Source organism: Herbiconiux dendrobii, from assembly GCF_052048175.1.
GTDB lineage: Bacteria > Actinomycetota > Actinomycetes > Actinomycetales > Microbacteriaceae > Herbiconiux.
Genome location: NZ_JBLZQV010000007.1, coordinates 54,127 through 69,757, shown reverse-complemented (window position 1 = coordinate 69,757; position 15,631 = coordinate 54,127). Strand labels below are relative to the sequence as shown.

The 15,631-nt window shown below is 70.0% G+C and carries 14 protein-coding genes and 1 tRNA gene; 2 read left to right on the top strand and 13 right to left on the bottom strand.

Annotation, left to right across the window (positions count from 1 at the left end; translation table 11 throughout):
- Positions 1–4: 4 nt before the first annotated feature.
- The 10 genes from lnt to ACN4JJ_RS18215 form a co-directional block, all read right to left on the bottom strand.
- Positions 5–1,642, bottom strand: a complete 1,638-nt coding sequence (gene lnt, locus ACN4JJ_RS18260) for an apolipoprotein N-acyltransferase (protein WP_440711322.1) — start codon at positions 1,640–1,642, stop codon at positions 5–7.
- Between the two features lie 4 nt (positions 1,643–1,646).
- On the bottom strand, positions 1,647–4,151 hold the full coding sequence (locus tag ACN4JJ_RS18255) for a DEAD/DEAH box helicase (protein WP_440711321.1): 2,505 nt from the start codon (positions 4,149–4,151) through the stop codon (positions 1,647–1,649).
- Complete coding sequence (gene tatC / locus ACN4JJ_RS18250) at positions 4,151–4,903, bottom strand: twin-arginine translocase subunit TatC (protein ID WP_440711410.1); 753 nt, start codon at positions 4,901–4,903, stop codon at positions 4,151–4,153. Before tatC ends, ACN4JJ_RS18255 begins: the two co-directional genes overlap by 1 nt.
- Positions 4,904–4,950: 47 nt before the next feature.
- The gene (gene tatA, locus ACN4JJ_RS18245) at positions 4,951–5,289 is read right to left on the bottom strand and encodes a Sec-independent protein translocase subunit TatA (RefSeq protein ID WP_440711320.1); all 339 of its coding nucleotides are present in this window, start codon (positions 5,287–5,289) and stop codon (positions 4,951–4,953) included.
- A 4-nt stretch (positions 5,290–5,293) separates the two neighbouring features.
- Entirely contained in the window at positions 5,294–5,632 is a 339-nt protein-coding gene (locus ACN4JJ_RS18240; protein WP_440711319.1) for a hypothetical protein, read from the bottom strand.
- Between the two features lie 9 nt (positions 5,633–5,641).
- Positions 5,642–6,724: a helix-turn-helix transcriptional regulator gene (locus tag ACN4JJ_RS18235; protein ID WP_440711318.1), complete on the bottom strand. Its 1,083-nt coding sequence runs from the start codon at positions 6,722–6,724 to the stop codon at positions 5,642–5,644.
- Positions 6,724–7,755: a helix-turn-helix transcriptional regulator gene (locus ACN4JJ_RS18230; RefSeq protein ID WP_440711317.1), complete on the bottom strand. Its 1,032-nt coding sequence runs from the start codon at positions 7,753–7,755 to the stop codon at positions 6,724–6,726. The genes ACN4JJ_RS18235 and ACN4JJ_RS18230 overlap by 1 nt, the downstream gene beginning before the upstream one ends.
- Positions 7,756–7,782: 27 nt before the next feature.
- A complete protein-coding gene (locus ACN4JJ_RS18225) occupies positions 7,783–8,697 on the bottom strand; it encodes a hypothetical protein (RefSeq protein ID WP_440711316.1) in 915 nt (304 codons plus the stop codon).
- Positions 8,698–8,791: 94 nt separating this feature from the next.
- Entirely contained in the window at positions 8,792–9,853 is a 1,062-nt protein-coding gene (locus tag ACN4JJ_RS18220) for a tRNA (adenine-N1)-methyltransferase (RefSeq protein ID WP_440711315.1), read from the bottom strand.
- The gene (locus tag ACN4JJ_RS18215; RefSeq protein ID WP_440711314.1) at positions 9,850–10,560 is read right to left on the bottom strand and encodes an HAD family hydrolase; all 711 of its coding nucleotides are present in this window, start codon (positions 10,558–10,560) and stop codon (positions 9,850–9,852) included. The genes ACN4JJ_RS18220 and ACN4JJ_RS18215 overlap by 4 nt, the downstream gene beginning before the upstream one ends.
- Positions 10,561–10,668: 108 nt before the next feature.
- Between ACN4JJ_RS18215 and ACN4JJ_RS18210 the strand changes: the two genes are divergently transcribed.
- On the top strand, positions 10,669–11,607 hold the full coding sequence (locus ACN4JJ_RS18210) for a PAC2 family protein (RefSeq protein ID WP_440711313.1): 939 nt from the start codon (positions 10,669–10,671) through the stop codon (positions 11,605–11,607).
- Between the two features lie 189 nt (positions 11,608–11,796).
- Here ACN4JJ_RS18210 and mshC read toward each other — a convergent pair whose 3' ends face one another.
- Genes mshC through ACN4JJ_RS18195 form a run of 3 tightly spaced genes read right to left on the bottom strand, consistent with a single transcriptional unit; the run spans position 11,797 to position 15,370 of the window.
- A complete protein-coding gene (gene mshC, locus ACN4JJ_RS18205; protein WP_440711312.1) occupies positions 11,797–13,116 on the bottom strand; it encodes a cysteine--1-D-myo-inosityl 2-amino-2-deoxy-alpha-D-glucopyranoside ligase in 1,320 nt (439 codons plus the stop codon).
- Between the two features lie 60 nt (positions 13,117–13,176).
- Positions 13,177–14,004, bottom strand: a complete 828-nt coding sequence (locus ACN4JJ_RS18200; RefSeq protein ID WP_440711311.1) for an undecaprenyl-diphosphate phosphatase — start codon at positions 14,002–14,004, stop codon at positions 13,177–13,179.
- Between the two features lie 52 nt (positions 14,005–14,056).
- Complete coding sequence (locus tag ACN4JJ_RS18195) at positions 14,057–15,370, bottom strand: M20/M25/M40 family metallo-hydrolase (protein ID WP_440711310.1); 1,314 nt, start codon at positions 15,368–15,370, stop codon at positions 14,057–14,059.
- A 104-nt stretch (positions 15,371–15,474) separates the two neighbouring features.
- Here ACN4JJ_RS18195 and ACN4JJ_RS18190 point away from each other — a divergent pair.
- Positions 15,475–15,559: transfer RNA gene (locus ACN4JJ_RS18190), tRNA-Leu, on the top strand.
- The last annotated feature ends 72 nt before the right edge of the window (positions 15,560–15,631 follow it).

The following is a 15,631-nucleotide window of genomic DNA, read 5'->3' as shown; positions in this document are numbered from 1 at the left end:
CCCGTCAGGGTCGGCGCGGCCTTTTCTTCGTGCGGGCGCTGGCGCCGGCGCCTGCGGTCAGCGCGACCAGCAGGCCGATGATCCCGAACCCGGCGAACAGCCACTCGAGCTGGAACCCGGCCACGGATGCGGGGGTCGCCGCGGTCGCCAGCGGCACGTCCGCCACCATCGACCCCGCCTCGTAGGCCGGGATGCTCGCGATGGTGCTGCCGTCGGGGGCGATGATCTCGCTGTGCCCCACGGTCGAGATGTTCACCACGCTCTTGCCGAACTCCACGGCACGCAGGCGGGCGATCGCGAGCTGCTGCAGGTTCTCGTCGGTCTGACCGAAGTCGGCGTTGTTCGTCTGGGCCAGCACCACCTGGGCACCCTCGGAGGCCATGGCGCGCATCACCGCGTCATCCGTGATGTCGAAGCAGATCGAGATGCCGGCGATCAGCCCGTTGATGTCGAACGTGAGGTCGGTGTCGCCGAACTCGTAGTCGCGGGTGACCAGGTCGACGAGGTCGGGCGCCAGAGAGCGGAAGAACTCACGATTGGGCATCCATTCGGCGAACGGTACCGGATGCCGCTTGTCGTAGAAATCGGCGACGGCGCCGTTCTGCCACAGCAGCGAGGTGTTGTAGACCTTGTCTCCCCGCGCCTGGATCGTGCCGACCACCAGCGGAACGTCGCCCAGCTCGGCGCTCACGGCGTCGAGGGTTCGCGCCGCCACGGTGAACTGCGTCGGATCGATGTCGGAGGCGTTCTCGGGCCAGACCACCACGTCCATGTCCTGTCCGATCAGTCCCGCGGAGGCCGAGACGTGGTCGCTCAGGATGTCGCCGCGCTCGTGCACGGCGAACAGGCCGGCGTTCGAGTTGCCCTGCACGGCACCGATCCGGGTGGTTCCGGATGTGGCGGCCGGCCAGGCGGGAACGGCCAGCGTGGCGGCGATCGCCACTCCGGCTGCGAGCATCCGCGTCGACGACCGCAGGCCGTGCTCGCGCACCAGCTGGAGCAGGAAGGCCACCAGCCACACCAGCACGAAGCTCAGCCCGGCCATCCCGACCCAGGCGATCAGACCGGTGTAGGGGCTCTCGGACTGCGACATCGCCACGCGGCCCCAGGAGAAGCCGCCGTACGGCGCGACGGAGTTGACTCCCTCGCGCAGCACCCAGAGCCCCGACACGATCAGCGGCAGGACCGTCAGACGCAGCGCGCGCGAGGGCCACGCCGCCTCCGCCCGCCGGTACACCAGCGCGATCAGCACCGAGCCGAGCGCGAAATAGCCCCCCTCGAAGATCGCGAGGCCGAGCCACGGCACCGGCCCGAGGTAGAGCGTGAGCCAGAAGATGTGTACGCCCCAGAAGCTGACCCCGGCGACGAAGCCGATCAGCAGGGCACTCCCCCAGCGCCGGCCGATCAGCGCGGCGAGAACGATGGCCACCCCCACCAGGGTGAGCGGCCACCAGCCCTTGTCGGGGAATCCGGCGTCGAGGGCGATGCCGGCGCCGACCGCGCCGAGGAGGGCGAGCCAGAGCGGCATGACCGGCCTGGTGAAGCCGGGCGCTTCGAGAGCAGGCGGATCGCGCCGGAGGGCGGCATCGGCCGGGCGGACCGGCGCCGACGTCACCGGGGTGCGGGAGACAGCAGTGCTCACGGCGTCACGCCACCGAGGAGTAGGCGACGATGCCGCGGCGCACCGCGTCGATCGCCGAACGGGCGCTCGTGGCGAGCCGCGCATCCGGGGTTCCCTGCAGCTGATCGAGCAGGTCGATGGTCTGCTTCGCCCAGCGCACGAAGTCGCCGGCGGCCATGTCGGCCTCGCCCAGCACCTCGTCGAGCGTGGCGCCGCGCGCCCACTTGTGCATGGCCGTGCAGAGGCCGATGGCCACCGGGTCGCTGCCCGGCAGCTTGTGGTCGCGCTCGATGTCGTCGATCGTCGCCCACAGCGTCTGCGTCTTGTCCAGCGCCTCGCGGAACGCACCGCGCGGCAGGTAGCGCTCGGCGTTCTCGCTCTCGTCGCGCCGCGGCTGGTACACCAGGGCGCAGGCGATCGCGGCGAGGGCCGCCGGGTCGAGGTCTTTCCACACGCCCCGCCGGATGCACTCGGCCACGAGGAGGTCGCGTTCGCCATAGATGCGCTTCAGGGTGTGCCCCTGAGCGGTGATCACGGTCTGCCCGTGCTCGTCGGTGGTGAGGTAGTCGAGACCGAGCAGAACATCCGTCACCCGGTCGAAGACCTTGGCGATGACGTTCGTACGCGTCTGGATCTGCTGGGTCAGCCGATCCGTCTCCTTCTTCAGGGTGAAGTAGCGCTCGGCCCAGCGGGCATGCGCCTCACGGTCTTTGCAGCCGTGCACCGGATGCGCGCGCAGCTGTTTGCGCAGCGACGCGATGTGCCGCTGCCGCTTCTCCCGATCGGCGTGTGGGCGGTGCGAGTCGCCTTTGCCGGCGCTGGAGCGCTCGAGGTCGGTGAGCTCGCGGCGGATCTTCGCGTACTCGCGGAAGTCGCCGAGGTGGCAGGTCATCGCCTTGTCGAAGCCGGCCAGCGACTCCTCCTGCTGCCGCACCTTGCGGGCGAGGTCGACCACGGCGCGGTCGGCCTGGAACTGCGCGAACGACGACTCCAGGATCTCGCGGGTGCGCGGCCGGCCGAACTGGTCGATCAGGTTCACGGCCATGTTGTAGGTGGGCCGGAAGCTCGAGTTGAGCGGGTAGGTGCGCCGCGAGGCGAGCGAGGCGACCTCTTGCGGGTCGAGCCCATCGCGCCACTGGATGACCGAGTGGCCCTCCACATCGATGCCGCGACGACCCGCGCGGCCGGTGAGCTGGGTGTACTCCCCCGCCGTGATGGGCACGCGGGCCTCGCCGTTGAACTTCTCGAGCTTCTCGAGCACCACGGTGCGGGCCGGCATGTTGATGCCGAGCGCGAGCGTCTCGGTGGCGAAGACGACCTTGACGAGCTTCTTCTGGTAGAGCTCCTCCACCACCTCCTTGAAGGCGGGCAGCATGCCGGCGTGGTGGGCGGCGACGCCGCGCTGCAGACCCTCGGTCCACTCCCAGTAGCCGAGCACGGCGAGGTCTTCGTCGCGGAGCGTGCGGCAGCGCTCGTCGACGATCTTGCGGATCTCGTCGCGCTCCTCCGTGGTCGTGAGCCGCACGCCGGCGCGCAGCACCTGCTTCACGGCCTGGTCGCAGCCGATCCGGCTGAACACGAAGAAGATGGCCGGCAGCAGCCGGTGCTCGTCGAGCAGTCGCACCACTTCGGGGCGGTCCATCCGCTCGAACCCGCCCCGGTTGTGCGGGTTGCCGTTCTGGTTGCCGTAGCCGCCTCGGCCGCCTCCGCGCCCGTTGCGGTTGTGCCCGCCGCGCCCCCGGCCCCCGCGGTCGGCGGCCAGTGAGGCACCGCCGCGCACGAGCTGCGCGAGCTCGGGATTCACCCGGTTCGTGGCCGCCCGGCCGGTGGAGTCGAACAGGTCGAGCAGCTTGGTCTTCACGAGCGCGTGCTGGTCGAGCGGAACGGGCCGTTCCTCCGACACGATCACCTCGGTGTCGCCGCGCACGGCCTGCAGCCAGTCGCCGAACTCCTCGGCGTTCGACACGGTGGCCGAGAGCGACACCAGCTTCACCGACTGCGGGAGGTGGATGATCACCTCTTCCCAGACCGCGCCGCGGAAGCGGTCGGCCAGGTAGTGCACCTCGTCCATCACCACGAACCGCAGGTTCTTCAGCAGGTTCGAGTCGGCGTAGAGCATGTTGCGCAAGACCTCGGTGGTCATCACCACGATCCGCGCATCCGCGTTGATGTTGGTGTCACCGGTGAGCAGGCCCACCTCGTCGGGCCCGTACTCGGCCACGAACTCGTTGAACTTCTGGTTCGACAGCGCCTTCATCGGCGCCGTGTAGAACACCTTGTCGCGCACCGACTGCATGGCCAGGTGCACCGCGAACTCGGCCACGACCGTCTTGCCGGCACCGGTGGGGGCGGCGACGAGCACGCTGCGCCCGTCTTCGAGGGCTCCGGCCGCCTCGATCTGGAAGGGATCGAGGTCGAAGCCGATGCCGGCCCGGAAGATCTCGACCTGCGGATGCCCGGCCCGCTTGCGGCTGGCGGCGAACCGCTCGGAAGGACTCAGCAGCTCGGCCGGATCCGCGGCCTTCGCCATCAGACGGCCAGCTCGATGTCGAGGTTCGACAGCTGCTTCTTCTTGCGACGATCATGAAGGAACGCGATGCCGGCGGCACCGAAGTACAGCAGCAGCATCGGGATCGCGAGCAGGAACATCGACATCACATCCGCCGCCGGCGTGGCGATGGCGGTGAACAGCGTGATGGCCAGGATGGCGATCCGCCACGACTTCAGGATCGTGACCGCGCTCAGCACGCCGGCGAAGTTCAGGATGACCAGGAACACCGGCAGCACGAAGGCGATGCCGATCGCCAGCACGAGCTTCAGCACGAAGTCGTAGTAGGCACGCGCGGTGAGCAGAGCCGTGGTGCCCTCAGGAGCGAAGCCGGTGAGCAGCACGACCATGTGCGGCAGCACGAACCAGCCGGCGACGGTGCCCGCGAAGAAGAGAGGCACAGCGGCCAGCACGAAACCGATCGCGAAACGCTTCTCCTTGCGCTTGAGTCCCGGCATCACGAAGGCGAAGATCTGGTAGAGCCAGACCGGCGCGGAGAGCACCACACCGACGGTGAAGGCGATCTGGATGCGCAGATCGAAGGCCGAGGAGACATCGGTGAAGTTGAGGCTCGCCACGCGACCCTGCTGCGCCGCGATGTCGGCGATCGGCTGGGTCAGCGCCACCAGCACCCAGTCGGACAGGATGAACCCGACGACCATGCCCACGACGATCGCGAGGGCGGCGATGAACAACCGCTTGCGGAGCTCGACCAGGTGCGAGCCCAGCGACATCCGGCCGTCGCGGTTGCGCTGCCGCGAAGACTTGACGGCCACGGAGCCTACGGCTTCGGGTACTCGGAGGTGCTGCTCTCCGGAGCGGGCGCCGGAGCCGGTGCCGTGGCAGCCGGGGGAACGGGTGCAGCGGCCGGCGGAGCAGGAGCGGCGGCAGCCGGCGGCACCGGAGCGGCGGCGGGCGGAGCGGTCTCGGTGGCGACCGGGGCCGCGGGGGTGACCGGCGTCTCGCCGTTCTCCTCTTTCATGGCCTTCGTCTCACTACGGAAGATGCGCATCGACTGACCGAGGCTCTTCGACAGAGCCGGCAGCCGGGTCGCCCCGAACAGCAGGAGGATGACGACGAGGATGATGACCAGGTGCCACCCGTTGAGGTTTCCGAGCATTGGTCTACTTCCTTAGGGTCGGAACGATTGAAGGATTGACGAGCAGTTTACCCCGAGCCAGCCGGGCCTCCCTGCGCGCCTGCCGCAAGTCATCCCGCAGCCGGTTGTGATCTTCCCGGCGCCGGGCGACCTCGGCATACCCCAGCGTAATGGCCCGCTCGGTGGGTTCGGGGGCGAGTTCCTCCACGACGTCGCTCAGACGTGCCACCTGGTCCGTCAGTTCACCCAGGGCGTCGAGCGCCCCGCGGAACTTGCGGTAGAGGCGGTAGCCGAGGCCTGCGAGGGTCGCGAGCAGACCCAGGACGAGAACCGTCCAGATGATCAGCCATGCCCACCACGCCATGCCGTCAGCCTATTCGAGTTCGCGCCCGGCGGCGGCGCCGTCGGCAACGGGGCCGACATCCGGGCCGTCGTCGAGCCCGTCGTCGAACGGCTCGCGGTACCGGGCCAGGGCCTCCTCGGCCCACTCCACGACCGCCGCGCGCGCCTCGGCGGGCTCGATCACCGTGACCGTCCAGGAGAGGGAGGTGACCAGGCGCTTGAGGCCGTGCAGATGAGCGACCCGGATGCGCACGCGCACGCGTCCGGACGAGCCGGCGGGAGCATCCGGACCGGCATCGAGCCGCCGCGGATCGACGCTGGCCACGAACTCGCCGAGCAGCGACAGGGCGGTCGCGTCCAGCTCCAGCGTCACGACGAGGTCGTCGTCGCCGCCCTGGAAGAGGCTGTCGCCGATCGGCAGCTCGCCGTGCGCGTCGACGGCCTCCTCGGTGACACGCAGCCCCGTCATCCGGTCGAGCCGGAAGGTGCGCACGGCCCCTCGCACGCGGTCCCAGGCGCGTAGGTACCAGTTCTCGTCGTCGGAGTCGATGCGCAGCGGATCGACCAGCCGGCGCTCCTGCGAGCCGCGGGAGGAGAGGTAGTCGAACTCGAGCTGCCGGCCGCGGGCCACCGCGTCGCGCACCTCGGCGAGCGATCCGGTCGTCTCCGAGCGGGCGACGGCCACCTGACTGGGTCGCTCCGAGGCGCCCCGGGCCAGCTTGTCCATGAGGGAGGAGTACACGCCGCCGTCGACGTTCTCGGGCAGCGACTGCAGGTACTGCAGCCCGGCGATCAGCGCGGCGGCCTCGCGCGCCGAGAACCGCGGTGAGTCGTCGAGGGCCACCTTGTGCGTGATCACGATCTCGTCGCGCTCGTCGAAGTCATCCCAGGAGATGTCGAAGAGGTCGCCGTGCTGGTACTGGGTGGTCTCCCCCGGCACGCCCGACACGGCGATCAGACTCACGGCATCGCGGATCTGCTTCTCGGTCACCTGGAAGTGCGCCGCCGCGTCCGTCACCGACACCCGCCCGACGTCGAGCAGGTACGGCACGAGGGCGAGCAAGAAGGTCAGCTTGTCTTGCGCGTAGGTGAACGGCGTCGCCTCGGCGGCCATCAGCGGGCCTCCCCGATCGGGGCGCCGACGGCTCGGGCATGGCGACCGATGGCGGCCTGCAGGCGCTCTACGACGGCGTCGACGAGGGTGTCGGGACCGATCACCCGCACCTCGGGGCCGAAGCCGGCGAGCTCGTCGGCCAGCAGGTTGGCGTCGGTGAAGTGCAGCCGGATGCGGTCGCCGGGCTCCACGCTCGCTCCGCGCCGGCGGGAGAGCCGCACCGCGGCATCCGTTCCCGGGCGCACACGGATCTCGGCGACATTGCCCTCCCAGATGCGGTCGAGCTCTTCGAGGGCGGATGCCGCGTAGCTGCCGGTGTCGGTGGGCAAAGGCTGGCGGCCGAGCTTCACCGGGCCCGTGATGCGCGAGAGCAGGAAGGTGCGCTGCTCCTTCACCGCCTGGTCGACCGCCTTGAGGTGCCAGCGGCCCTGGTGCTGCACGAGCGCGAGCGGCTCGACGGTGCGGTAGCGCGCCGCCGGATCGCCCGGCTTCAGGTACGAGAAGGATGCCGTGACGCGCTTGGAGAGGGCGTCCGACAGCGGGCCGAACGCGGCATCCCGGGTGCGGATGCGGGGGGCGTAGCCGAGCACCGGATCGCTCGTCTCGACACCGATCGAGCGCAGCTTGAGCAGGGCACGCCGCGACTCGCGGGAGAGCGAGCCCTCCTGCCAGGCCATCGCGGCGAGGTTCAGCAGGGCCGTCTCGGCGGGCGAGAAGGCGATGTCGGCGGGCAGCTCGTACGCGGTGCGCGGGATGCGGTACCGCGACGACTGGTTGTTGCCGGGCTCCCCGGGCGTGTCGATCGTCTCCAGCGGCACGCCGAGCTCACGGATGTCGTCTTTGTCGCGCTCGAACTGCCGCTCGAGGGTGGTGTTCTCGCCCGAGGGATCGTAGCGCTGACGGTAGCCCTGGACGGTCGAGAGGATCTCGGCCTTCGTCAGCCCCGCCTCGGTGGCGAGCAGCGCCAGCACGAGGCTGAACAGCCGCTCCTCCACCGGAACCGGCGCGGATGATCGATTCTCGGTGGACACCCCAGAATTCTACTGGGCCGGGCCCGGCTACTGAGCCGGGACGACCCCGAGGATGTCGACCACGTAGGCGGTGGCCGCGGTGCCCGCATCCGTGTCGCCGGGAATCAGCACGATGACCTCGGAACCCACCGTCTGGCCCACCAGTTCGCTCACGATACCGGCCGGCTGCGTGGAGCCGGAGGTGGCGGTGGCGTCGTCGGACATCAGCCAGATGACGGGCTTGCCCTCGGCCCAGGTGTTGCTGGTGACCTTCTTGGTGTCGAACGAGACCGCGGTGGACTGGAGGATGAGCGAGTCGCCCTCGGCGACGGTGGCGCCGTCGCCCTTGATCAGCACGGCGCTCTTCACCTCGTCGGGGGCGGGGGTGGTGCCGATCGAGACGCCGGGGCGGCCGTCGTCGCCGTGCACCACGCCCGGGAAACCGGAGGGGGCGATCTGCGCGGCGCCCTTGGCGGCGGCCGGATAGGCGTCGAGCACGTCGATCACCATCACGAGCGAGCCGGGAGCGCCGGGCACGATCTGGGTCGCGGCGTCGTTCGGGAGCACGATCGACACGCGTCCGCCGGCCGGGGTGCAGGCCAGCACGTCGCCGAGCCCGCCGGGAAGGCTGTCGGAGGCGATGATGAGGCCGGCGCTCGGAGCGCCGCCGGAGGCTCCGGTCGAGCCGTCGTAGAGGGTGTAGCTCGCGTTCACGATGCCGCCGACCCCCGCGGGGGCGCCGTCGCCGGCGATCTCGACCGAGGCCTCGGTGCTGTCGGCCACCAGGGGGTACGGGAAGGTCGAGGTGGTGGTGCCACCGAGGTCGCCCGTGGTGCTCACGAGCGAGCTGGCGTCACCCGAGGAGATGCCCGAGGAGCAGTCGGCCGCCGAGCTCGAGGCGCTGCACGCCGAAAGGGCGAGCAGCAGTCCGGCCGACAGAGTGAGCGCGAGAGACTTGCGCACGGATCCTCTTTTCTTGCATCACAGATTGTGTGGCATCACGAGCAGCATTCGGCGAGCCAGCGGCCCGGTGAGCGAAACTATCCTATTTCATCGCTCAGGAGCTGGGATGCACCTGCTCGGCGGGGGTATCGGAGGCGACATCCGGGGCATCGGGCAGGGCGGCACCCGCCCCCTCCCGGGCCTCGCGCGCCAGGGCCGCGTCGGCGGTCGCGGTGGCGGCACGAACGCGCTTGCGCAGGCTCTTCGCGCTGATGCCGCGTTCGCCGAGGGCTCCGGGGGTCCAGGCCTCCATGTCCTCGTCGCTGAAGTCGCTCTTCGAGGCACGGCGCTTCAGCTCGGGCAGCACGGCTCCGGGGGCGAGGCGGCGGGCGGTCACCAGAAAGCCGGTGTGACCGATCATCCGGTGGTCGGGGCGCACCGCGAGACCCTCCACGTGCCAGCCGCGCACCATCGTCTCGCTCGGTACCGGGTTGGTGAAGCATCCGGAGTCGCGGAAGGCTTCGACCACGCGGGAGAGCTGGGTGACGGTGGCCACGTAGCAGAGCACCACGCCGCCGGGCTTGAGGGCGTCGGCGACGACGTCGACGCACTCCCACGGGGCGAGCATGTCGAGCACCACGCGGTCGACGGTGTGCTCCGGATGCGCGGCCGGCAGCGCCTCGACCAGGTCGCCGACCGTGACGGTCCACGACGCGGGCGTGTGCCCGAAGTAGGCGGCCACGTTCGCGCGGGCGACGTCGGAGAACTCCTCGCGGCGCTCGAAACTGCTGAGACGGCCCTCGGGGCCGATGGCCCGCAGCAGCCAGAGCGAGAGGGCGCCGGATCCGACTCCCGCCTCCACGACGGTGGCGCCGGGGAAGACGTCGGCCTGCGCCAGTATCTGCGCGGCATCCTTCGGGTAGATGATGGCGGCGCCGCGGGGCATCGACATCACGAAGTCGGTGAGCAGCGGGCGGAGTGCGAGGTGCTCGACGCCGACCGAGTTCTGGATGACGGAGCCGTCGGGCAGGCCGATCAGCGAGTCGTGCTCGATCGCCCCGCGGTGGGTGTGGAAGACCTTGCCGGCCTCGAGCGTGATGCTGTTGAGCTTGCCCTTGGGGCCGGTGAGCTGCACGCGGTCGCCCTCGCGGAACGGCCCGCTGAACGCGGCGGTCACGAGCGGGCTCCGGTGGTGGTCTCGGCGGTGCGGGAGGCACGCCCGGCCTGCACCTCGGCGAAAACTGCACTCAGGTCGGCGATCGACCGGCCACCGAGGGTGGGCCAGACTCGGTCGGCCCCGGTGTCGTCGAGGTTCAGCAGGTGCTCGACGCCGATCACCACGGCTCCGGATGCCACGGCGGAGGCGACACCGGTGGGCGAGTCCTCGATGGCGAGGGCCTGCGTGATGTCGACGCCGAGGATGCCGGCCGCCGTGAGGTACGCCTCGGGGTGGGGCTTGCTCTGCGTGACCGTGTCGGCCGACACGATGGTGCCGAACACGCCTTCGGGGCCGAAGCCGGCCACGTGGCGCGCCATCCGGTCGATCGACATCGTCACCAGTGCCTGGGGGACGCCGGCCTGCTGCAGCGCGGTGAGCATCTCCACGGCCCCCGGCCGCCAGGGCACCTTGCGGGTGATCTCGTCCATCACCTGGCTGGTGAGGTGCTCGATGATCTCGCGGATCGGCATCTCGACGCCGAACTCCTGCAGGATGCGGGCGCTGCGGTCCAGGCCCGAGCCGATCAGGGTCATCGCGTCGTCGTGCGTCCAGGTGCCTCCGAACGAGGTCACGAGGTCTTCCTCGGCCTGCATCCAGTAGGGCTCGGTGTCGACGATCGTGCCGTCCATGTCCCAGAGGACGGCGGCGGGAGAGGTTTCGGTCACGGGCGACAAGTCTACGGCCCCCGGCCCGGCCGGTCGGCCGAGCGCCTATCCTTGATGCACGGCAGCCGCAGCTCGCGGAGGTCTTGAAAGGCAGTTGAGGCACTCACGGTGACAGACAACGGATTCCTGAGCGGACGGCTTCTCCTGGTTGCCTTCGAGGGCTGGAACGATGCGGGCGAAGCCGCGACCGGCGCGCTGCAGGTGCTCCGGGGCCAGCTCGACGTCGTGCCGATCAGCGAGGTCGACACCGAGGAGTACTTCGACTTCCAGTTCAACCGGCCGACGGTCGAGGTCGACGAGGAGGGCCGGCGCGTGCTGGTGTGGCCGGGTGCCACCGTCTACGGCCCCGACAGCGATGCCCCCGCCGACGCGATCTCGACGATCGAGGGCCCGGGAACCTCCCTCTACCTGCTGATCGGATCCGAGCCGTCGCGCAACTGGCGCAAGTTCACCGCCGACATCATCGCCACCGCCCTGGCCGAAGACATCAGCGGCATCGTCTTGCTCGGCGCCATGCTGGCGGACGTGCCGCACACCCGGCCGATCTCCATCTTCGCCACGAGCGAGAACCCGCTCGTGCGCAGCGAGTACGAGCTCGAACGCAGCTCCTACGAGGGGCCCGTGGGCATCCTGAGCGTGCTCTCCGACGCGGCGGAGGCCGCCGGCATCCCGAGCGTGGCGATCTGGGCATCCGTGCCCCACTACGTGCACAACGCGCCCTCGCCCAAGGCGACGCTGGCGCTGATCGAGAAGCTCGAGGAGCTGATCGACATCACGGTCGAGCGCGGTGCGCTGGCCGACGAGTCGGCCGCCTGGGAGACCGGAATCGACGCCCTGGCCGGCGACGACGACGACATGGCCGCCTACATCCAGCAGCTGGAGCAGGCCCGCGACACGGTCGACTCCCCCGAGGCCACGGGCGACGCGATCGCCCAGGAGTTCGAGCGCTACCTGCGCAAGCGCGGCCCCGGCGGTTCTGCGGGCCCGGGCGGCCCCGCCGGCCCGGCCGGTTCGGGCGGCCCCGACGAGCCCTGGCGCCGCGACTAACCCGCTTCCCCGCGCCTCCCCCACCCCCCTCGCCGACCCGTCACGTTGTCCCGCTTTCGGGCACGGTAAGCGGTACCCACTGACGGGTCGGGGAAGGAGAGTCTCTGCACCTCCCGTCGACCCGGCACTTCGTCCCGCTTTGGCGGGCGCATAGCGGGACTGAGTGACGGGTCGGCGGGGCGCCGATGGCTAGAGGCGGATGCCGAGGAGGGCGTCGAGGGTTCGGGCGGCGAGGGCCGTGGCCGCGGGAGTGTGCGGGGCGTCGAACCAGGCGTCGAAGAGGTCGAGGGCGCCAGGGGTGTCGAGGTCGTCGTGCAGACGGGTTCGCACCTGCTCGAGCAGGTCGAGTGCCTCGGCCTCTCCCTCCCCGTCGGGCAGGTCGAGCGCGGAGCCGGATGCGTCATCCGTCGACAGCGCGCCGGGCGCCGAGACATCGGCGATCGCGGCACGCCAGGCGGCCAGGCGTTCGGCGGCGCGCTGCTCGTCGCCGCGGTGCCACTCCCAGTCGTCGCGGTAGGGATGCGACAGGATGGCCAGCCGGATGGCCGCGGGCTCGACGCCCGCCGCGCGCAACTGCGACACCAGCACCAGGTTGCCGAGCGACTTGCTCATCTTCTCGCCGTCGAAGGCCACCAGGCCGCCGTGCGCGTTCACCCGGGCGAAGCGCTCTCCCGTGAGGGCGGTCGCGTGCGCGGCACTGAATTCGTGGTGCGGGAAGACCAGGTCTCCCCCGCCGCCCTGCACACAGATCGTGTCGCCCAGGGTGTCGCGGGCGATCACCGCGCACTCGATGTGCCAGCCGGGGCGCCCCCGCCCCATCACCGACTCCCAGGAAGGCTCGCCCGCGCGCTCGGCGCGCCAGAGCAGAGGATCCAGCGGGTCGCGCTTGCCGGCACGCCCCGGGTCGCCGCCGCGCTCGGCGAACAGCGTGCTCATCGTGGCGCGGTCCAGGCCGCTCTCCGAGCCGAGCACCCACGGGGTGGCGGCCTCGGCGGCCGCGATGTCGAAGTACCAGTCCTCGCCGCCGGGCACGGCCGCATCCGGAGTGGGCACCGGATAGGCGATGCCCTTCGTTCGCAGGGCGGCGACGGCGGCGGCGATCTCGTCGATCGTCTCGGTCACACCGAGGTACGAGCTGGGCGGTACGACCCCGAGCGCCGCCATGTCGGTGCGGAACAGCTCGATCTGGCTCGCGGCCAGCTCCCGCCAGTCGACGCCCGTGGCCGTGGCGCGCTCGAGCAGCGGGTCGTCGACGTCGGTGACGTTCTGCGTGTAGGTGACCGCGAGGCCGGCGTCGAGCCAGCTGCGCACCAGCGTGTCGAACGCGAGGTAGGTGGCGGCGTGGCCGATGTGCGTGGCGTCGTACGGCGTGATGCCGCACACGTACAGCGTGGCCTCGGCACCCGCCTCGGCCGACTCGAGGAAGTGCCCGCTGGAGTCGTCGTGCAGCCGTGGAGCACGGCCGCTTCCGGGAAGGGAGGGGATGTCGGGTCGGGGCCAGGATCGCACCGCACAAGCCTAGTTCGCTTCACCGCCGCCGATGCACGCGGCGGGCCCGGCGAGGCGGAGTCAGGCGGCGATGGTGTTCGTGGCCAGCAGCACGATCAGCACACCGCCGAGCGCGATGCGGTAGATCACGAAGGGCAGGAAGCTGCGCTTGGAGATGTAGCTCATGAAGAACGCGATCACCACGAGGCCCACGATGAACGCGATCACGGTCGCCACGATGGTCTCGCCCGCCCCGTAGGCGCCGCCGGTCTCGCCGATGCTCTTGTAGACCTGGTAGAGCCCCGATCCGAACACCGCCGGGATGGCCAGCAGGAAGGAGTAGCGGGCCGCGGCGCGCCGCTCGTAGCCCATGAACAGCCCTGCGGTGATGGTGCCACCCGAGCGCGAGACGCCTGGGATCAGTGCCAGTGCCTGGGCGAATCCGAAGATGATGCCGTGCGGCACGGTGAGGTCTTTCAGCCGCCGGCGCTTGGCGCCAACGTAGTCGGCGACGCCGAGCAGGATGCCGAAGCCGATCAGCGTCGCGGCCACGATCCAGAGCGAGCGGAACGTGGTCTCGATCGCGTCCTGGAACAGCAGGCCCAGGATGATGATCGGGATCGAGCCGATGATGATCAGCCAGCCCATCCGCGCATCCGGATCGTTGCGCGGCACCTTGCCCACGAGCGACTTCGCCCAGCGGCTGACGATCTTCACGATGTCGCGCCAGAAGAACACCACCACGGCGGTCTCGGTGCCGAGCTGGGTGATGGCGGTGAACGCCGCTCCGGGGTCTTTGGCACCGGGCAGCAGCTCGCCGATGATGCGCAGGTGCGCGCTCGAGGAGATCGGCAGGAATTCGGTCAGCCCCTGCACGAAACCGAGGATGACGGCGTTCAGAAAGTCCATGTCTCCCTTTGGAGTGGGTGAGGTGAGAGTGCGCGGCGTCGGCGCGAGGCGATCAGTACCGCAGCAGCAGCTCGGTCAGAACATCTGAGCCAAACCCTAGCGCGGAAAGCGGCACGCGCTCGTCGACGCCGTGGAACATCGCCGGGAAGTCGAGCTCGGCCGGCAGCTTGAGCGGCGCGAAGCCGAAACCGCGGATGCCCAGCAGGCTCAGCGCCTTGTTGTCGGTGCCGCCCGAGAGAAGGTAGGGCAGCACCTCGGCACCCGGGTCGAAGCGCTGCAGGCTGCTCACCATGGCATCGACCAGAGATCCGTCGAAAGTCGTCTCGAGCCCGATGTCCTGATGCGAGATGACGATCTCGATGTCGTCGCCGACGATCTCCCGGATCTCGGCCAGCACGGCCTCCTCGTGACCCGGCAGCACCCGCACGTCGAGCATCGCCTCGGCCCGATCCGGGATCACGTTGTGCTTGTACCCGGCGGTCAGCCCGGTGGGGTTCGTGGTGGTGCGCAGCGTGGCCGAGATGAAGCGCGAGGCGGTGCCGGTGGAGATCGCGATCTCGTCGGGGCTCAGCTGCGTCGCATCCTGGCCCAGGATGGCGGCGACCCGGTCGAGCAGCTGCCGGGTGGTCACGGTGAGGTGAACCGGCCACTCGCGGCTGCCGATCGCGGCCACGGCGCGCGCCAGGCGGGTGACGGCGTTGTCGCGGTTGATCTGCGAGCCGTGGCCCGCGGTACCGCGCGCCACCAGCTTCATCCAGATCAGGGCCTTCTCGCCGGTCTGCACGAGGTAGGCCCGTTTGCCGGCCAGGTCGATCGAGTAGCCGCCCACCTCGCTGATGGCCTCGGTGGCACCGGCGAAGAGCTCCGGATGCTCGTGCACGAGGTAGTGCGAACCCAGAACTCCCCCGGCCTCCTCGTCGGCGAAGAAGGCCACCACGAGGTCGCGCTCGGGCTGCTGACCCGAACTCAGGATGCGGTCGAGAGCGGTGATCATCATGGCGTCCATGTTCTTCATGTCCACCGCACCGCGGCCCCAGAGCATGCCGTCTTTGATGACGCCGCCGAAGGGATCGACCGACCAGTCCTCGGCGATCGCGGGCACCACGTCCGTGTGGCCGTGCACCACGAGGGCCGGCTTGCTCGAGTCGCGGCCGGGGACCCGGGTGACGATGCTCGTGCGCCGCGGCTCCGAATCGAACGACTGCACGGTGAGGCCGAGGCGTTCCAGGTGCGCCGCGAGGTACTCCGCCGCCTCGGTCTCGCCGTTCGAGCGGCCCTCCCCGTAGTTCGAGGTGTCGAACCGGATGAGGTCACGCGCGATGCTCGTGGTGAGGTCGATTTCGGCGTTCTCCGCTGCTGACGTCATGCTGCAACGCTACCGGCAGCCGGACCGGGACGACGTGGAATTACGCACTCCGCATCCGTGCTATTGTCTTTCCTTGGCGCCAGACGGATCGGCGCCGACATCCAGTCCGGGTGGCGGAAATGGCAGACGCGCTAGCTTGAGGTGCTAGTGCCCGTATAGGGCGTGGGGGTTCAAGTCCCCCCTCGGACACGAATCCACTTCGGTGGAGTCGATTACTGGTTGAGACAGTAGAGAAGGCCCGGCTCACGCCGGGTCTTCTGT

Bases quoted from the DNA above. Each gene is read 5' to 3' on its own strand.
- ACN4JJ_RS18255 (WP_440711321.1), bottom strand. From the start codon at position 4,151: ATGGCGAAGGCCGCGGATCCGGCCGAGCTGCTGAGTCCTTCCGAGCGG.
- tatC (WP_440711410.1), bottom strand. From the start codon at position 4,903: ATGTCGCTGGGCTCGCACCTGGTCGAGCTCCGCAAGCGGTTGTTCATC.
- tatA (WP_440711320.1), bottom strand. From the start codon at position 5,289: ATGCTCGGAAACCTCAACGGGTGGCACCTGGTCATCATCCTCGTCGTC.
- ACN4JJ_RS18240 (WP_440711319.1), bottom strand. From the start codon at position 5,632: ATGGCGTGGTGGGCATGGCTGATCATCTGGACGGTTCTCGTCCTGGGT.
- ACN4JJ_RS18235 (WP_440711318.1), bottom strand. From the start codon at position 6,724: ATGGCCGCCGAGGCGACGCCGTTCACCTACGCGCAAGACAAGCTGACC.
- ACN4JJ_RS18200 (WP_440711311.1), bottom strand. From the start codon at position 14,004: ATGGACTTTCTGAACGCCGTCATCCTCGGTTTCGTGCAGGGGCTGACC.
- ACN4JJ_RS18195 (WP_440711310.1), bottom strand. From the start codon at position 15,370: ATGACGTCAGCAGCGGAGAACGCCGAAATCGACCTCACCACGAGCATC.